A 15,715-nucleotide genomic window follows, 5' to 3' on the forward strand; every position below is an offset into this window, starting at 1 on the left:
GGGATTCGGGATTGGCAGCAGCGGGCGTCGCTGTTGCTCATTGATCACCGCGCCATCTGGCGCAACGACGCGGGAGCCCGCTTTTAGCCAATCCCGAATCCCAAATCCCTATTCCCGGACGTTCCGCAACTCGTCATGCGTGCGGAAGGCCTGACGAATATGCTCGCGCAGTTCGTCGTCGTTCCAGGGTTTGGTCAGGAAGCGGTAGATCGCGCCACGGTTGATGGCTTCGGTGACCGTGGCCAGGTCCGTGTAGCCGGAGAGCACCAGGCGCACCGTATCGGGGTAGAGCATCTTGACCCGGCCCAGGAACTCGGTGCCGCTCATGTCGCTCATGCGCTGATCGGAAAGGATCACCTGCACGTCGTTGGTGGCGAGCAGGTCGAAGGCGTCGCGCACGTTGCCGGCGGCCAGAATCCGGTAGCCATCGCGACGGAACAGGCGCACCAGCGAGCGCAGCACGTTCTCTTCGTCGTCCAGCAGCAGCAAGGTGCGATCAGGGCGGCTTTCGGCGAACGATTCCGGGCGCAGGTAGCGGCGCCGCAGTGCCATGCCGGCCGACTCGGCCGACATCGGTTCACCGAACAGATAGCCCTGGAAGATGTCGCAATCGTTGCGACGCAGGAAGCCCAATTGCGCCTGCGATTCCACCCCATTGGCAATGACCGTCATGCCGAGCTGGTGACCCATGGCGATGATGGCGCGCGCAATCGCCGCCTCGCGGCTGCCGGCAGGTGCGCTTTTGATGAAACTGCGGTCGATCTTCAGCCGGTCCACCGGGTAGCGCACCAGCGCGCTCAGACTGGAATCGCCGGTGCCGAAGTTATCCAGGCTCAGGCTGATGCCTTCGTTGCGCAGGTTGGCCATCGTCTCGTGGACGAAGTTGACGTTGTTGGTCAACGCGCTTTCGTTGATCTCCAGCGTGACGAACTGCGCCGGCACACCGGCGGTCTGCAGCATCGCCATCACTTCGTTGAAGAAGCCCGGGCGCAGCAGCTGCAGCGTGGAGACGTTTATCGCAATGCTGAAGTCATCGAAGCCCTGGTCGCGCCATAAACGCGCCTGACGCACCGCGTTCTGCAGTACCCATTCGCCGATCTGCACGATCACGCCCAGGCGCTCGGCGGTGCGCATGAAGCGCTCCGGTACCAGCATGCCCAGGGTCGGCGACTGCCAGCGCAGCAGCGCCTCCATGCCAACGATGCGGCCGTCGCGCGCGCTCACCAGCGGTTGGTAGCGCAGGCGTAATTCGCCGTGCGGAATCGCATCGACGATCTGCCGCGCAATGATGCTTTCGCTATGCGCGTTGGTGGCCGAGTTGTGGGTGTACAGCCGCACCGTGTTGCCGCCTTCGCGTGCCGCCTGGTAGCTGGCTTCTTCGGCATAGTCCAGGAGCGTGGACACCGCGGTGGAATGCTCCGGGCACAGGCTGATGCCGACCTTGCCAGTCATGAACAACGTGTACGGCAACACCGACAGCGGCAATTCCAGTTGCTGGCGGATTTCTTCGGCGAAGTCTTCCGGCAGCGGCGTGTCTTCCCGGCGCACTGCCACCACGATCATCTCATCGCTGCCATGACGCCACAGTTTGCCGCGGGTTCCGAGAAATTCCTGAAGGCGACGCGCGGCCAATGTCAGCGCCTGGTCGCCGACCTCGCCACTCATGTTCTCGTTGATCGAGGCGAAGTGATCGATGTCGACGTGGAAAATCATCAGCGGCGGGCCGCCGGACGCGGCCGCATCGACTAAATGCAGCAATTCGGGGTTGCCCGCGCCAAGCCGTGTGGGCTTGACGACCTCCAGTCCGGGCGGACTAACAGGGTTCCACATGACTCAACGTCCACCATCGTCGTGGACGGACTCGCCGACCGAGTGATAGGGCAGGCGCAACGTCACGCGCGTGCCTGCTCCGGGTGCCGATTCTATCGCGAGCGTGCCGCCCACGGTTTGCGCACGCTCACGCATCACGATCAGGCCCAGGCCACGTGGGCCCTCCGGCTCGAAGCCATCGCCATCATCGCTGACTTCCAGCCGGAAACTGTCGCTGTCGATCGAATGCAGACGCAGGTGCACTTCGCCCGCGCAGGCGTGCCGCAGCGCATTAGTGAGGCTCTCCTGTGCGATCCGGAAGCAGGCTTGCTCGATCTCGTTGCCCGGCCGTTCTTCAAGCGCCTGAATGTCCAGCTCCAGCCGTATCTGCGAGGCGCGGAACAGCATCGACGCCTGCCAACGCAAAGCGGCCTCTAGGCCCAAGGCATCGAGTTGTGGCGGACGCAGCAGCATCGACAGATTGCGCAGCTTGGTCACCGTGCTGTCGGCCAGCGACACCACTTCCAGCATGTCCTCGCGGCGCGCCTCTGCGTCCTGCTCATCCAACGCCGCATGCGCGGACAGCTTCATCGCAGTGATCGCCTGCCCGATGTCGTCGTGCAGATCGCGCGAGATGGCGCGGCGTTCGTCTTCCTGCAACGAGAACAGCCGCTTGGCCATCGCCTGCAGTTCGGCATTGCTTTCAGCCAGGGCATCGCGCATGCGCTCCGGTTCGCTCAGGTCGCGCACGACCAGCAACTTGCAGCTTCGCCCGCCATAGCGGATATCGCCGGCGGAGAGGCCAGCATAGAAGGTACTGCCATCGCGGCGGCGCATCGCGCGTGCGCTGGAAACCGGCTCGTTGCGATCGCTGCCTGCACGCAGGTATTCGCGCACCACCGGCAAGTCGTTATTGCCGACCAGGGTCTGCAGCGGCTCGCCCAGGATGGTTTCGCCCTGAAAGCCGAACTGAGCGGAGCCGGCCGCGTTGGCGTACATCACATGCTCGTCGGCGAGGATGAGCACACCGTCGGGCAACACGCGCACGAGTTCGCGAAACTGCTCCTCGCGTTCGCGCAGCAGCCGGCGCGATTGCTCGCGTTCGCTCACGTCCTGCAAAGTGCCGTGCACATAGCGCGCGCCGCTGGGGCTGGTTACGCGTTCGGCGCGCAGGTGCACGGTGCGCGGTTGCGAATCGCCACCGGTCAGAGGCAACAGCACATCGATCTGCACCTCGCCACCGGTGCACATGTCTTCGATCATGCGTTCGATACGCGCCTGGGTGGGGCTGTCGGAGGCGGTCAGCAATTCTTCCAGCCGATGCTCGCGACGGTGCATCGGCACGCTGCGCCCCAGCAGGCGATAGACCGCCGGCGAATAGCGTCCCAGGCCGGTCGTGGGATCCAGTTGCCAGGAGCCCAGCCGCGCGATGCTCTGCGCTTCCTCCAGGCGCTCAAGCGCCTCGTCGCGCAGATGCTGCGCCTGGCGCTCTTCGTTGCGGTCCACGGTGACCACCAGGCGGGCAGGGCCGCTGGACAGGTGCAGCTGGTTGCTACGCACCTCGACATGCCGTGGCCCGCTGCGCGTCAGCAGGTCTTCGTTCAACACGCAGGTGGCGTCGCCCTTGCCGCGGATCTGCGTGATCATCTCTTCTAGCCGGTCACCATCGGCGTTGGGCCAGATCGCCTGCAGCGTCTGCTGCAAGAATTCGTCACGTTCCCATCCGAAGAATTCCAGTGCCACCGGATTCGCGTCGAGGATGCGCATCGTAGCCAGGTCGTAGATGAAGGCAGGGCTGGGCAGGGCCATAAACTTGGCCTGCAGCAAGGCTTCGGACTGCGCCAGTTGTGCGTACTCGTCCACGATCAACGTGGCAAAGCGGCGCAGCACCAGGTGGATGACGATGCTGGACAGCACCAGAAAGCTCGCGTCCGACCAGCGCTCCGGCACGGCGGCACCGGCCAGGTTGAGCAGCCGATTGCCCAGCAGCAGCCAGACCACGCCAATCAGCAGATACAGACCAGTCAGGGTCCACAGGCCTTGCTGCAGGCGCTCGGCGAGGCGGAGACAGGAGACGGGAGCGGACGAAAACGCGGGCGCGGCGACGGGCTGTTGCATGGATCCGTAGACGACCTTGGATACTGGTGATGCAGCCATCTTAGCCGTAACTCGGGCTGGTTCGGTCCAGCTCGAAACAGGTGGCTCAACTAATCGGCCGCACGGCCGTTATCCATTGAGACTCCGAAGGCCGGAGGCGATTCTTCGGAGTGTTCCAGAGTGGACTCAGGCGTCATTGCAAGCATGCTGCAGCACCCGCTGACCTCGGCGGTGGTGTTGTTGGATGCGCATGGCCAGCCCCTGGCGGCCAACCGCGTTGCGCAATCCCTCGGATTGCCGGCAACCCTGGGTGCGTATGCCGAAGTATTGGAAAGTAGCCGCGCCCAGCTGGCCGACAACGGTGGCATGGCGCCCTGCGTATTGCCGGGGACCGGCGGCGGTCGGCTGGAAGGCTGGCTGCGTGCGGTCTGCGACGAACATGGTCAGGTCATGGCGTTCACCTTGAGCATTCCCGAGCCGAAGGGTGCCGATGGCACCAGTCGCTGGGAAATGGGCTTGGACAGCGCCGATCACGGCTTGTGGGACTGGGATATTCCGGCCGATGTGGTGTATCGCTCCGAGCGCTGGACGCGCATGCTTGGTTATTCCGAGCAGCCGCCGCCGAACAATCTCACCGCTTTGTCCGGGCTGATGCATCCGGAAGACCATGCGCATGTCAGCGCGGCGGTGCAGGCGCATCTGGAAGGGCGCACCGACACCTACGTGGCCGAATTCCGGCTGCGCCAGCACGACGGCCAGTGGCGCTGGATCCTGGATCGCGGCCGCGTGGTATCGCGCACCGCCGACGGACGCCCGCTGCGCATGGTCGGCACGCACACCGACGTGCACCATCATAAATTGCTTGAGCAGCAGCTGCGCGAGCAGCAGGCCCAGCTCGAAGAAGCCCAACGCATTGCCAGTATGGGCAGCTGGAGCTGGGATTCGCATCAAGATGCGCTGTGGGTGTCGCAGGATTTCCTGCAACAACTCGGCATGATCCACCTGCGTTTGCAAGGTATTCGCGGCATCCTGCGTTTGCTCTGTCGCCCCTCGGTTGCGCAGCTGCGCAGCGCCTGGCGCAAGATCAAGCACGAAGGCATGCCGGTGCATTTCGAACTGGAAATCAACGGTCTGCCCGGCGCTAATCCGCATCATCTGCGGGTCTGGGCGCAGCCGGTGTTCGACGGCGACGGCAGCATGGTGCGCGTCCTTGGCCAGCTGCAGAACGTCACCGAGCAACGCCAGACCGACGCCTTGATCCGCTGGCGCACCGAACTGCTCAATCGCGTGTCTGCGCTTGGCAAGATCGGCGGCTGCGAGATCGAGGTCGACACCCGGCGCATGCAGTGGACCGAGGAGTGCTACCGCATCCATGGCCTGCGCAAGGAAAACATCACCCTGGAGCAGGCGCTGTCGCTGTACACCCAGGATTCGCGCGACGCCTTCGAAGCGGCGCTGCTGCGCATTTCCGACGGCGGCCTGCCCGAGCAGCTGGAGCTGTGTTTCTATCGCAACTCCGGCCAGCTCATCTGGGTGCAGGTGCTGATCGAGCTGGACCGTCGCGAGGGCTTGCCGCCGCGGTTTGTGGCGTTGTTCCGCGATGTTACCCGCGAACGCGAAGCCAACGAACGGATCGAGCTGCTCGCGCATTACGACCGCCTGACCGGCTTGCCGAACCGCTTCTTGCTGCGCGAACAGGCAGAAAACGCCATTCGCGAGGCGCACGAGCGCGGCCAGGTATTGGCGATGCTGCTGATTGATCTGGATGGCTTCAAAAGCGTCAACGATTCGTTTGGCTACGCCACCGGCGACAACCTGCTCAAGCTCGCCTCGTCGCGCCTGCATCAACATTTGCGCAATAGCGACCTGTTCGGCCGCTTCAGCGACGACGAATTCATCGTGCTGTTGCGCGATATGTCCGAGCCGGAAGACGCCGGCCATGTGGCGCGCAAGCTGATTGCTGCGCTCGGTGAGCCGCTGCGCAAGGAACACGTCACCCTCAAGCTCGGCGCCAGCATCGGCATCGCGCTGCAGGGTGAAGGCCTGTCGGATTTCGACAGCCTGCTGCGCGCCGCCGATGCGGCGATGCACGCAGCCAAGGAGACCGGCCGCAACACCTTCCATTACTACAGCCAGGACGTGTTGCTGCGTGCGCAGCGTCGCCTGGAACTGGGGCACGCGCTGCAGGGTGCGCTCGAGCGCGAAGAATTCACGCTGGTCTACCAGCCGCTGGTCAACACCTCAGGCGACGCGTCGCCGGCGATCGAAGCGTTGATGCGCTGGAATCGCCCCGGACATGGTCCGTGCAGCCCGGTCGAATTCATTCCGATCGCCGAGGAATGCGGAGAAATCGTGCGCCTGGGCGAATGGGTGATCGGCGAGGCCTGCCGCCAGGCGGTAGTCTGGGATCGCGCCGGCCTGCATTTCAGCCGCGTCTCGGTGAATGTGTCTGCGGTGCAATTGCGCGAGCGTGGTTTTGCCGAGCGCGTGCTGGAAATCTGCCGCGATAACGGATGGCCGCCTTCACGCCTCGAACTCGAACTGACCGAATCTGCCTTGATTCGCGACTCCGATTCGCTGCGCCGCTGCTTCGAACTGTTCGAACAGAACGGCGTGTTGCTGGCGGTGGACGACTTCGGCACCGGCTTCTCCAATCTGCATTACCTCAACCGCTTCCCGGTGCAGCGTCTGAAGATCGACCGCAGCTTCGTGCAAGGCATGCTCGACGATGCCAACACGGCCGAAGTCACCCAGGCCATCGTGCATCTGGGCCATGCCCTGGGCATGCAGGTGGTCGCCGAAGGCGTGGAAACCGTGCAGGAAGATGCACTGCTGCGTCAGCAGGGTTGCGACGAAATCCAGGGTTATTTCTATTCACGCCCGCTGTCGCCGCGCGACATGGCGCAGTGGCTGCGCGAGGCCGAAACCGGCATGCGGCTGGGGGCACGGCTGGTGATTGCCAGCTGAGCCGTTGGCCATGCTGGCACCGCATACGTGGCGTCGCGCACTATCACCCAGTTATGTGATCGGCTCCGTGCCGCTGCGCTGCGGTATGAGGACAGGCGACCGCTTTGCTGCTTGCCTGTTGCTTGCGATTTGGCGCAGATTGCGATCTGATGTCCAACACGTGCATCGCAAGCGGCGCGGGTCGCGCTTGCTCGTCCCAGAGGCGTTGGGACATCGTGCAGACACCTCGATGGTGTTGTTGCTGGACAGGGGCGCAGTCCGGTCCAGACGCATTGCCTGATGGGGCGTGCAGGAGTCATGGATCTCCCCGGAAGCGATTGGAGCATCCTCCGAACGGATCCAGAATGGCTCGATGGCGCAACGAAGAACGAGGGCTGTTGTCCCGTACGTGCATGCATGACTGCCGGCGTACCCGTGTCACGCGATAAGCATCGACTGATGCAGCGCGATCGACCGACATCGTGCCGGTCTCATTCCGGTTCGAACGACAGCTCGCGTCTCCAGAGCAGCGGTGCGCGCGCTCGCCGTTTATCAGGGAAGAAAAGCGACAGATAGCCGGCCGCGATCGCACGGCTGCGAAGTTTCAGGCCAACGCCTTCTGCTGTCACCACGGTGACCTCGGTCACCGTGCCTTGCGGATTGACCTGCATTTGCCAGACATGGCGGCCATGCCACTCGGCCGGTGGGATCGCTGCGTCATAGTTCGGGCGGCCAACGACATACGGTGTTCCCGGATCGTTCGACAGGGGTGAGTCTGCCAGCCTGGCATGGACCTGCAGCGTCTCTTCCCCGCTGCGCCCATCTCCTGTGCTTGCGCGAAATGTCCATAGGCCAGGCTTGCCTCCCTGGCCCAGATCGGCATCGTAGCAGTGCTTGACGCCACGGTAATCGGGGTAATGGTGGCTCGACACTTCCTGCCCGGAGGCATCGAACGCCTGCACTACCAACCCACCTACATCGGTCTCGGCGAGATTGGTCGCGACACACACCTGGTGAGTGTGCTGACCATCTGTCAAAAACTGGATGGTTTGCTGGCGTGCAATCGAATGAGGTGGGCGGGCATCCCAGAGAAATTCGAGATATACCTTGTCATCTGCCGCATTGGCCGAGTGAGAAAGTGCTGCTGCAGACAAGGCCATGCAACGGATTTTCATGGCATCGAGCGCTCAGTCCGAGGAAGACAGCATGCTGATCGCCCGGGTTGGTGAAGGGCTCAGGAGGTGGGATGGAGGGTAGAGGCCTTGGCCTGACCTGACAAGCCGCAGCCGGAGCGAGCGCGTCTCGGCCCGGCGGGGGGCAAGGAGCGCGTGCGCACGGCATCAGCGCTGCCGGGAGCAGCGAACGCAGTGGACGGCTCAGGAAGCTGAGATCGGGCAGTTCAAACAACACGGCGGGGCGCCTGCCGAGGCACGACCCGCCGGTATCGCATCAGCGCCCGGAGGCGCTGACCGCGTCGCCATCCAGGCCCAGGTCCCAGGCCACGGTGGCGAATAGCAGCTCGTCTACGCTGCAGTCGCTGCGTGGATTGAGCAGCCCCTTGACTTCTGCGCGGGCGGCAAGCTCCAGCCGTTCCAGCACGGGAGGCAGCCGCACGCGCCGCAACACGGGCCTGGCCGCCTCGCTTTGCCCGATGCGCTCGGCATGCGCGGCAGCCACTGCGGCGGACTGCAAGGCATCGGTGGGAACGGTGTCGATGGTCGGGGCAAGCAGCGTCATGACGAAACACCAGGTCGGTAGGGAACGACAAATCCCCGGAAGGCCGGGGAATGTCGGAATCAGCGGCTGCGTGGCGGCATCGGTCTTAGAACAACTCGACCGTGCCGGCACCCATGCCTTGCTGTGCCACCGGCTTGTGCGGCGGGCGTTCCCACTCCACACGCATGTCGCGCAGGCGGTTGGACACCTTGGCCAGCGCGGCGACCAGATCGCTGTCGTACACGCCGCCATTGCGATGCAGCAGTTCTTGCAATGCCACCGCTTCGCGGTTGATCGCGGTGAGACGATCCAGATGGGTGTGGATGCCGCTCAGCGTCTGCGTGGCGATGTCCTCGAACTGCAGGGCACGCACCGCTTCGGCCACGCTGCCATCGATCGACCGTGCGCACTCGGAGATTTCGCGCATGCCATCGCCCAACGAGGCATTGATCTGCGCGACGTTCTCGAGCATCGCGGCCGATTCATGGCGGGCCTCGCGGGAGCGGTCCATGTGACGCGAGGCCAGCTGCGAGACCGTTTCACGCACCTTGGCGATCGATTCCTTGGAGCTGTGTGCCAGCTTGCGGATCTGCTCGTTGAAAGTGGTGGAACGCTCGGACAGATTGCGCACCTCGTCGGCAACCACGGCGAAGCCGCGGCCGGCTTCACCGGCACGTGCTGCTTCGATGGCGGCGTTCAAAGCCAGCAGGTTGGTCTGGTCGGCAATCGACTTGACGTCTTCCAACAGGGCGAAGATGCCATCCAGATGCTGCGCCATCTCATCGATGTGATGGACGGTGTTGGTGCTTTGGCCGCTCACCTGTTCCAGCGCTTCCACCAACTGCTCCATGCGGGAGCTGGCGTGCTGGGCGAAGCGGGCGACGTCGACGCCGGCACTACCGTCGTCACCGGCACGGTCGACGATGCGGGCCAGTGCCTGGCTTTGCTGACGCGATTTGCGGTTCATCGCTTCGAAGCTGCCACCAAGACCGGACACAGCCTGGCGGATCAGTTCGCGGGCACGCTCGACTTCCAAGCGCGAACCGTCGACTTCGTTGCTGACGAACGTACGCAGTTCGTTGAGCAGTTGGTCCTGCTCGCGCAGGATACGTGCCTGGTCCGGGTTAGACCGGAACTGGGAATACGTCACCCAGGCAGCGAAACCCAACCAGCTGAGGGTCATGGTTGCCAGGATCGCCCAGCGCACCGAAGCGGGCCAGTCGAATCCGACAGCGAAGGGGAACAGCAAGGTCAGAGCCAAAGGAGCGGCTAGACGGATGAGTGGACGTGAATACATGGGCGTTCTCGGCAGAGTCACGGTTGCTGTATCGGCACTGCCCCCGTTGTCTTTAGCGACGATCGCCAGATCCTCTTGCCCATTCAACCGCTATTGGCGTCCGCCAGCGGCCGCTAGCGTTGCGCTGCAAGGGGTTTTTTGCGCTGTCTAGCGCAGCGCGCGGTCCACCGCTTCGATCATTGCGCGTTTGGCGAACAGGAAATCCCACAGGCTGCCGCCCATCTGTCGCCATAGCACCGCCGAGCGCACCGCTGCCAGCAACAGCGCGCGGATCTCGGCGACCACACCTGCCTGGCCCAGGTAGTGCGGGTTACCTTGCACCATGACCTTGGGCCGCAGGTGGCTGATGGTCTGCGCGTACAGCCCACCGAGCGAGCTCAACACATCGGGATGGTTGCTGTCGCCCAGTTGCTGCGCCTGGCGTGCCGCCGCGTCGATTCCGCTGGCGACGGTGGCCACGGTCGCGGTGTCGCGTACGAACCGGCGTTCCAGTTGCAAGACCGCCAGTGCCAGACGCGGCAGCACATCGTCCTGGCCCTGATTGCGGAAATAGTTGTGCAGCAGGCGCAGACCGGGCGCCACCGCTGCGGCAGAGCCGTACACGGCCTCCGGCGAGGCAGCGTCCACCCGGAACACGCTATCCATGGCGGTGCGCACCGTCGCGGCTTCCGAATGCCCGGTCTCGGCGATCCGCCGCACCTGTTGCAGGGCCTGGGCGACGCCGGCAAGCGCCAGCACACGGTGATCCATGGAAACACTCATCAAGCCACTACCTCGGAGGAAAAAGAAGATCCCGCCAACTGGCGTTCCAGCGGTGCGTCGGTGGCGGCGATGACGGCACCGCCCAGGCATTCCTTGCCGTCGTACAGCACCAGCGACTGCCCCGGCGTCACCGCCCGTTGCGGCCGTTCGAAGTGCACCTGCACGCTGCCATCGTCCTGCACGTCGACCGTGCAGGGCTCGTCGGGCTGGCGGTAGCGGGTCTGCGCAGTGCAGCTGAAGCGGCGTGCCGGCGGCGCACCGGTCACCCAGTGGGCTTGTTCGGACTGCAGCCAGCGCGATTGCAGCAATGGGCTGTCGCGGTCCTGGTCCACGTACAGCACATTGCTCGCCACATCCTTGCCAACCACGTACCACGGCGCGGCAGCACGCCCGCGCACGCCGCCGATGTTCAGCCCCTCGCGCTGACCCAGGGTGAAGTAGAACACCCCAGGATGCTCGGCGATGCGCTGCCCCTGCGGGTCGCGGATCTCGCCGGTGCGCGCGGGCAGGTAGCGGCCCAGAAATTCGCGGAAATCGCGCTCGCCGATGAAGCAGATGCCGGTGGAATCCTTCTTGGCGTGGGTCGGCAAGCCGGCGTCCCGGGCGATTCGACGCAGCGTGCTTTTTTCCAGATCGCCGATCGGGAAGAGCGTCGCCGCCAGCTGGCTCTGTCCCAGCTGATGCAAAAAATAGCTCTGGTCCTTGTCGCGGTCGGCGCCACGCAACAGGCGCCAGCGCCCGCCGCGATGCGCCACCTGCGCGTAATGGCCGGTGGCGATGCGCTCTGCGCCGAGCGCCTGCGCTGCGTCGAGAAAATGCTTGAACTTGACTTCGCGGTTGCACAACACGTCCGGGTTAGGCGTGCGCCCGGCCGCGTATTCGGCCAGGAAATGCTCGAACACGCCGCTCCAGTATTCGCCGGAGAAGTCGCGGAAATGAAACGGCATACCCAGCACGCCGCAGACCGCGACCGCGTCGCGGCGATCGTCTTCGGCGCGGCAATCGCCGCTGCCGTCGTCGGCCCAATTCTGCATGAACAGCCCGGCGATCGGCTCGCCCTGCTGCGCCAGCTTCCATGCGGCCACCGACGAATCCACGCCGCCAGACACGCCTACCACAATGTGCGGCGTACTCATGCGAGGTGCCGCACCAGCGACAGCGGATAGCGCTGCCCAGCCAGGTAATCGGCCACCACGTCCCACACCAGCGGGCTGCGCAGGCGCTCGGTCGAGGCGCTCAATTCTTCCGGTGTCATCCACAACGCGCGCACCACGCCGACGTCCAGGCCGCGGTCGGGGTGGTGCGTCAGGGCATCGGCAACGAAGGCAAAGCGCAAAAAGCACTGCCCGTTGGGCGCAACCCATTGGTAGGTACCGATAAATTGGGTCAGGCGCACATCCCAGCCGGTCTCCTCCAGGGTTTCGCGCACGGCCGCATCCAGCAGGCTTTCGTTCGGCTCCAGATGGCCGGCGGGCTGGTTCAACAGCAGGCGGCCGCCAATGGATTCTTCCACCTGCAGGAAGCGCCCGTTGCGCACCACAATCGTCGCAACTGTCACATCAGGATGCCAGCGTTGCTGCCTGACGCTCATCGGATCCGCTCCTGCGCGTCCCAACGCCTACCCGCAGCATCCGCGGCGTGACCGGCATTGCGGTGCCATCCCGGCGCGCCTGCAGCGTCGCTCGCTGCGGGCATGGGGGCATCTGCGGTAGACGACGGCGCCAGCAACAGCGCGGTCATGGAATCGATCATCAAGGGCCAGCCAGAAAGTTGGAGACAAATTGTGCGGGGCGCAGCGTAAATCGTCCAATGCACGCGAGCTTGAACCGTATAATGGCCGGATGCCTCGGAATACCTCGCACGAACACGACCACGGCCTGATGGTCGAAGCCAGCAAGCCGGAAGTGGCGCCGCCGCCGCGCTACCAAGTGCTGCTGCTGAACGATGACTACACCCCGATGGACTTCGTCGTGACGGTTCTGGAACAGTTTTTCAACCTGAATTTGGAGCAGGCCACCCAGATCATGTTGCACGTCCACACCCGTGGGCGTGGCGTGTGCGGGGTCTACAGTCGTGAGGTCGCCGAGTCGAAAGTGGCGCAGGTCAACGAGTTTTCGCGGATGAACCAGCACCCGTTGCTGTGCACGATGGAACAGGCCTGAGGCCTCGGCAGGATCATTCCAGCAGCGGAACTAATGTGCCTGCGATCACGTGCTAACGCTGTCTGAACATGCCTATCCGATAGGGTTGTGGAAAATCCCAACAAAAGCCGCATATTGTTGGCAACAGCCGTTCGGAGTGACCAATGTTCAGCAAAGACCTAGAGCAAACAATTGGCCAGTGCTACAAGCGAGCACGCGAGGCGCGTCATGAGTTCATGACCGTCGAGCACCTGCTGCTCTCGCTGCTGGACAACCCCTCCGCCCAGGCCGTGCTCAAGGCCTGCGGTGCTGATCAGGTGCGTCTGCACACCGATCTGGAACAGGCGATCGAAGCGTCTGTTTCGCGTTTGGCCGAAGACGACGGGCGCGACACGCAGCCCACGCTGGGCTTCCAGCGCGTGTTGCAGCGCGCCGTCTACCACGTGCAGTCTTCGGGCAAGAAGGAGGTCACCGGCGCCAATGTGCTGGTGGCGATCTTCGGTGAAAAGGACTCCCATGCGGTGTATTTCCTGAATCAGCAGGACATCACCCGATTGGATATCGTCAACTACATCTCGCACGGCATCGCCAAGCTGGGTGAGGACGGCGAGCAGCCGTCCGCGCCGGATGGCGAGTCCAAGGGCGAAGGCGGGGAGGGCGAAGTCAAGGGCGACGCGCTGGCCGAGTTCGCCACCAACCTCAACGAGCAGGCGCGTAACGGCAGGATCGACCCGCTGGTCGGGCGCGCCGATGAAATCGAGCGCACCATCCAGGTCCTGTGCCGCCGGCGCAAGAATAACCCGCTATACGTGGGTGAGGCGGGCGTAGGCAAGACTGCGATCGCCGAGGGCCTGGCCAGGCGCATTGTCGACAACGATGTGCCGGAAGTGCTGGCCGATGCAGTGATCTTCTCGCTGGATCTGGGCGCACTGGTGGCGGGCACCAAGTACCGCGGCGATTTCGAAAAGCGCCTCAAGAGCGTGTTGGCCGCGCTGAAGAAGGTGCCCAACGCGGTGCTGTTTATCGACGAGATCCACACCATCATTGGTGCCGGCTCGGCGTCTGGCGGCACCATGGACGCTTCCAACCTGATCAAGCCGGCCCTGTCGTCGGGCGAGCTGCGCTGCATCGGCTCCACCACGTTCCAGGAATATCGCGGCATTTTTGAGAAGGACCGGGCGCTGGCACGCCGCTTCCAGAAGATCGACATCGTCGAGCCGACCGTGGGCGAAACCTTCGAGATCCTGCAGGGCCTCAAGCCCAAATACGAAGCGCACCACGGCGTGACCTACGCCGACGATGCATTGCAGGCAGCAGTGGACCTGTCGGTGAAGCACATCGGCGACCGCTTGCTGCCGGACAAGGCGATCGATGTGATCGACGAGGCCGGTGCGCGCCAGCGGTTGCTGCCGGAAGGCATGCGCAAGGAATTGATCGACATCGAAGAGATCGAGACCATCGTGGCCAAGATGGCGCGGATTCCGGCCAAGCAGGTCAGCGCAACCGACAAGGACGTGCTGCAGCATCTGGAGCGTAACCTGAAGATGGTGATCTTCGGGCAGAACCTGGCGATCGAAACGCTGGCCGGGTCGATCAAGCTGGCCCGTTCCGGCTTGGCGAATCCGGAAAAGCCGATCGGCAATTTCCTGTTTGCCGGCCCCACCGGTGTCGGCAAGACCGAGGTCACCAAGCAGCTTGCGCTGCAGCTGGGCATCGAGCTGGTGCGCTTCGATATGTCCGAGTACATGGAAGCGCATTCGATCAGCCGCCTGATCGGTGCGCCTCCGGGCTATGTCGGTTTCGATCAGGGGGGCTTGCTGACCGAGAAGATCGTCAAGACGCCGCACTGCGTGCTGCTGCTGGACGAAGTGGAGAAGGCGCATCCGGACATCTTCAACATCCTGTTGCAGGTCATGGACCGCGGCATCCTCACCGATACCAACGGGCGCGAAGCCAACTTCAAGAACGTGATCCTGGTAATGACGACCAATGCCGGTGCCACCCAGGCGTCGCGTCGGTCGATCGGTTTCACCAAGCAGGATCATTCCACCGATGCGATGGAATCGATTCGTCGCGGCTTCACGCCTGAGTTCCGCAACCGCCTGGATGCGATCGTGCAGTTCCAGCCACTCGGGTTCGACCACATCCTGCGAGTGGTGGACAAGTTCATCATCGAGCTGGAAATGCTGTTGCAGGAAAAGCACGTGTCGTTGTCGGCCACGCCGACTGCGCGCGACTGGCTGGCCCAGCACGGCTTCGATCCGCTGATGGGCGCGCGCCCGATGTCGCGGGTGATCCAGGAAAAGATCAAGCGTCCGCTGGCCGACGAATTGCTGTTCGGCAAGTTGGTAGATGGTGGCCGGGTCAACATCGACGTCAGGGATGGTGAGTTGGTGGTCGAGGCGCATCCGGAACCGGAGCGCTTGTTGCCCGCGACGGTGGATTGATTGCCATAAGGGTGTTTTGGCAGATAAGGAAAAGCCGCTCGAAAGCGCGGCTTTTTACGTCCTGAGCGCGCGTAGCGATCACCCACCCTGACGATGGCAGGCTTGGCGCGGGTGCCTGATGGTCGACGCAGCAGTGATGCGTTTCCAGGCTGCGGGCGAGTCAACCCGGTGCGAAGCAGGGCGGTGGATGTCGGTCGCTGCTTTGCACTGTGCGCTCGCATCGCGGGCACGACAAAACGCGGCCAATGGCCGCCGCCTTGCGTCTCAGCACCAGAACCGCTTACTTCATGCGGTAGGTAATACGACCCTTGGTCAGGTCGTAGGGAGTCATCTCAACTTTGACCCGGTCGCCGGTCAGGATGCGGATGTAGTTCTTGCGCATACGTCCGGAGATGTGGGCGATGATCTCGTGCCCGTTCTCCAGCTTGACCCGGAACGTGGTGTTGGGAAGCGTCTCGCTGACGCTGCCTTCGAATTCAATGGAGTCGTCTTTCGACATG

Annotated in this window: 12 protein-coding genes; 3 read left to right on the top strand and 9 right to left on the bottom strand. The window is 63.7% G+C overall.

All coding sequences use genetic code 11. The features are described 5' to 3' along the window. Window positions 1-108: 108 nt before the first annotated feature. Together WJW29_RS10610 and WJW29_RS10615 are read right to left on the bottom strand one after the other, a co-directional pair. Window positions 109-1,830, bottom strand: a complete 1,722-nt coding sequence (locus WJW29_RS10610) for an EAL domain-containing protein (protein ID WP_011259196.1) — start codon at window positions 1,828-1,830, stop codon at window positions 109-111. A 3-nt stretch (window positions 1,831-1,833) separates the two neighbouring features. After that, the gene (locus WJW29_RS10615; RefSeq protein WP_011259195.1) at window positions 1,834-3,966 is read right to left on the bottom strand and encodes a PAS domain S-box protein; all 2,133 of its coding nucleotides are present in this window, start codon (window positions 3,964-3,966) and stop codon (window positions 1,834-1,836) included. Between the two features lie 120 nt (window positions 3,967-4,086). On the opposite strand from WJW29_RS10615, the gene WJW29_RS10620 reads away from it, so the two are divergent. Continuing rightward, window positions 4,087-6,873 (top strand): EAL domain-containing protein, encoded by a 2,787-nt coding sequence (locus WJW29_RS10620; protein ID WP_027703235.1) that lies wholly within the window; start codon window positions 4,087-4,089, stop codon window positions 6,871-6,873. A gap of 470 nt (window positions 6,874-7,343) precedes the next feature. Here WJW29_RS10620 and WJW29_RS10625 read toward each other — a convergent pair whose 3' ends face one another. From WJW29_RS10625 to WJW29_RS10650, 6 genes are all read right to left on the bottom strand, one after another. Next, window positions 7,344-8,027 (bottom strand): hypothetical protein, encoded by a 684-nt coding sequence (locus tag WJW29_RS10625; protein ID WP_011259193.1) that lies wholly within the window; start codon window positions 8,025-8,027, stop codon window positions 7,344-7,346. Window positions 8,028-8,301: 274 nt separating this feature from the next. Beyond that, a complete protein-coding gene (locus WJW29_RS10630) occupies window positions 8,302-8,589 on the bottom strand; it encodes a hypothetical protein (RefSeq protein ID WP_011259192.1) in 288 nt (95 codons plus the stop codon). Window positions 8,590-8,674: 85 nt separating this feature from the next. Then, complete coding sequence (locus tag WJW29_RS10635; RefSeq protein WP_011259191.1) at window positions 8,675-9,952, bottom strand: methyl-accepting chemotaxis protein; 1,278 nt, start codon at window positions 9,950-9,952, stop codon at window positions 8,675-8,677. 60 nt (window positions 9,953-10,012) lie between these two features. After that, window positions 10,013-10,627, bottom strand: coding sequence for a high frequency lysogenization protein HflD (hflD, locus tag WJW29_RS10640; RefSeq protein WP_011408667.1), 615 nt, complete (start codon window positions 10,625-10,627; stop codon window positions 10,013-10,015). Beyond that, window positions 10,627-11,763: a tRNA 2-thiouridine(34) synthase MnmA gene (mnmA, locus tag WJW29_RS10645; RefSeq protein ID WP_011259189.1), complete on the bottom strand. Its 1,137-nt coding sequence runs from the start codon at window positions 11,761-11,763 to the stop codon at window positions 10,627-10,629. The genes hflD and mnmA overlap by 1 nt, the downstream gene beginning before the upstream one ends. Further along, entirely contained in the window at window positions 11,760-12,218 is a 459-nt protein-coding gene (locus WJW29_RS10650; RefSeq protein WP_011408665.1) for an NUDIX hydrolase, read from the bottom strand. Before WJW29_RS10650 ends, mnmA begins: the two co-directional genes overlap by 4 nt. 250 nt (window positions 12,219-12,468) lie before the next feature. On the opposite strand from WJW29_RS10650, the gene clpS reads away from it, so the two are divergent. Together clpS and clpA are read left to right on the top strand one after the other, a co-directional pair. Next, window positions 12,469-12,789 (top strand): ATP-dependent Clp protease adapter ClpS, encoded by a 321-nt coding sequence (clpS, locus tag WJW29_RS10655; RefSeq protein WP_005914463.1) that lies wholly within the window; start codon window positions 12,469-12,471, stop codon window positions 12,787-12,789. 143 nt (window positions 12,790-12,932) lie between these two features. Next, complete coding sequence (gene clpA, locus WJW29_RS10660) at window positions 12,933-15,215, top strand: ATP-dependent Clp protease ATP-binding subunit ClpA (protein WP_011259186.1); 2,283 nt, start codon at window positions 12,933-12,935, stop codon at window positions 15,213-15,215. Between the two features lie 280 nt (window positions 15,216-15,495). Here the strand turns inward: clpA and infA are convergent, their stop codons facing one another. Then, window positions 15,496-15,714 (bottom strand): translation initiation factor IF-1, encoded by a 219-nt coding sequence (gene infA, locus WJW29_RS10665; protein ID WP_002813418.1) that lies wholly within the window; start codon window positions 15,712-15,714, stop codon window positions 15,496-15,498. Window position 15,715 lies beyond the last annotated feature (1 nt).

This window comes from Xanthomonas sp. JL1, from assembly GCF_038405005.1.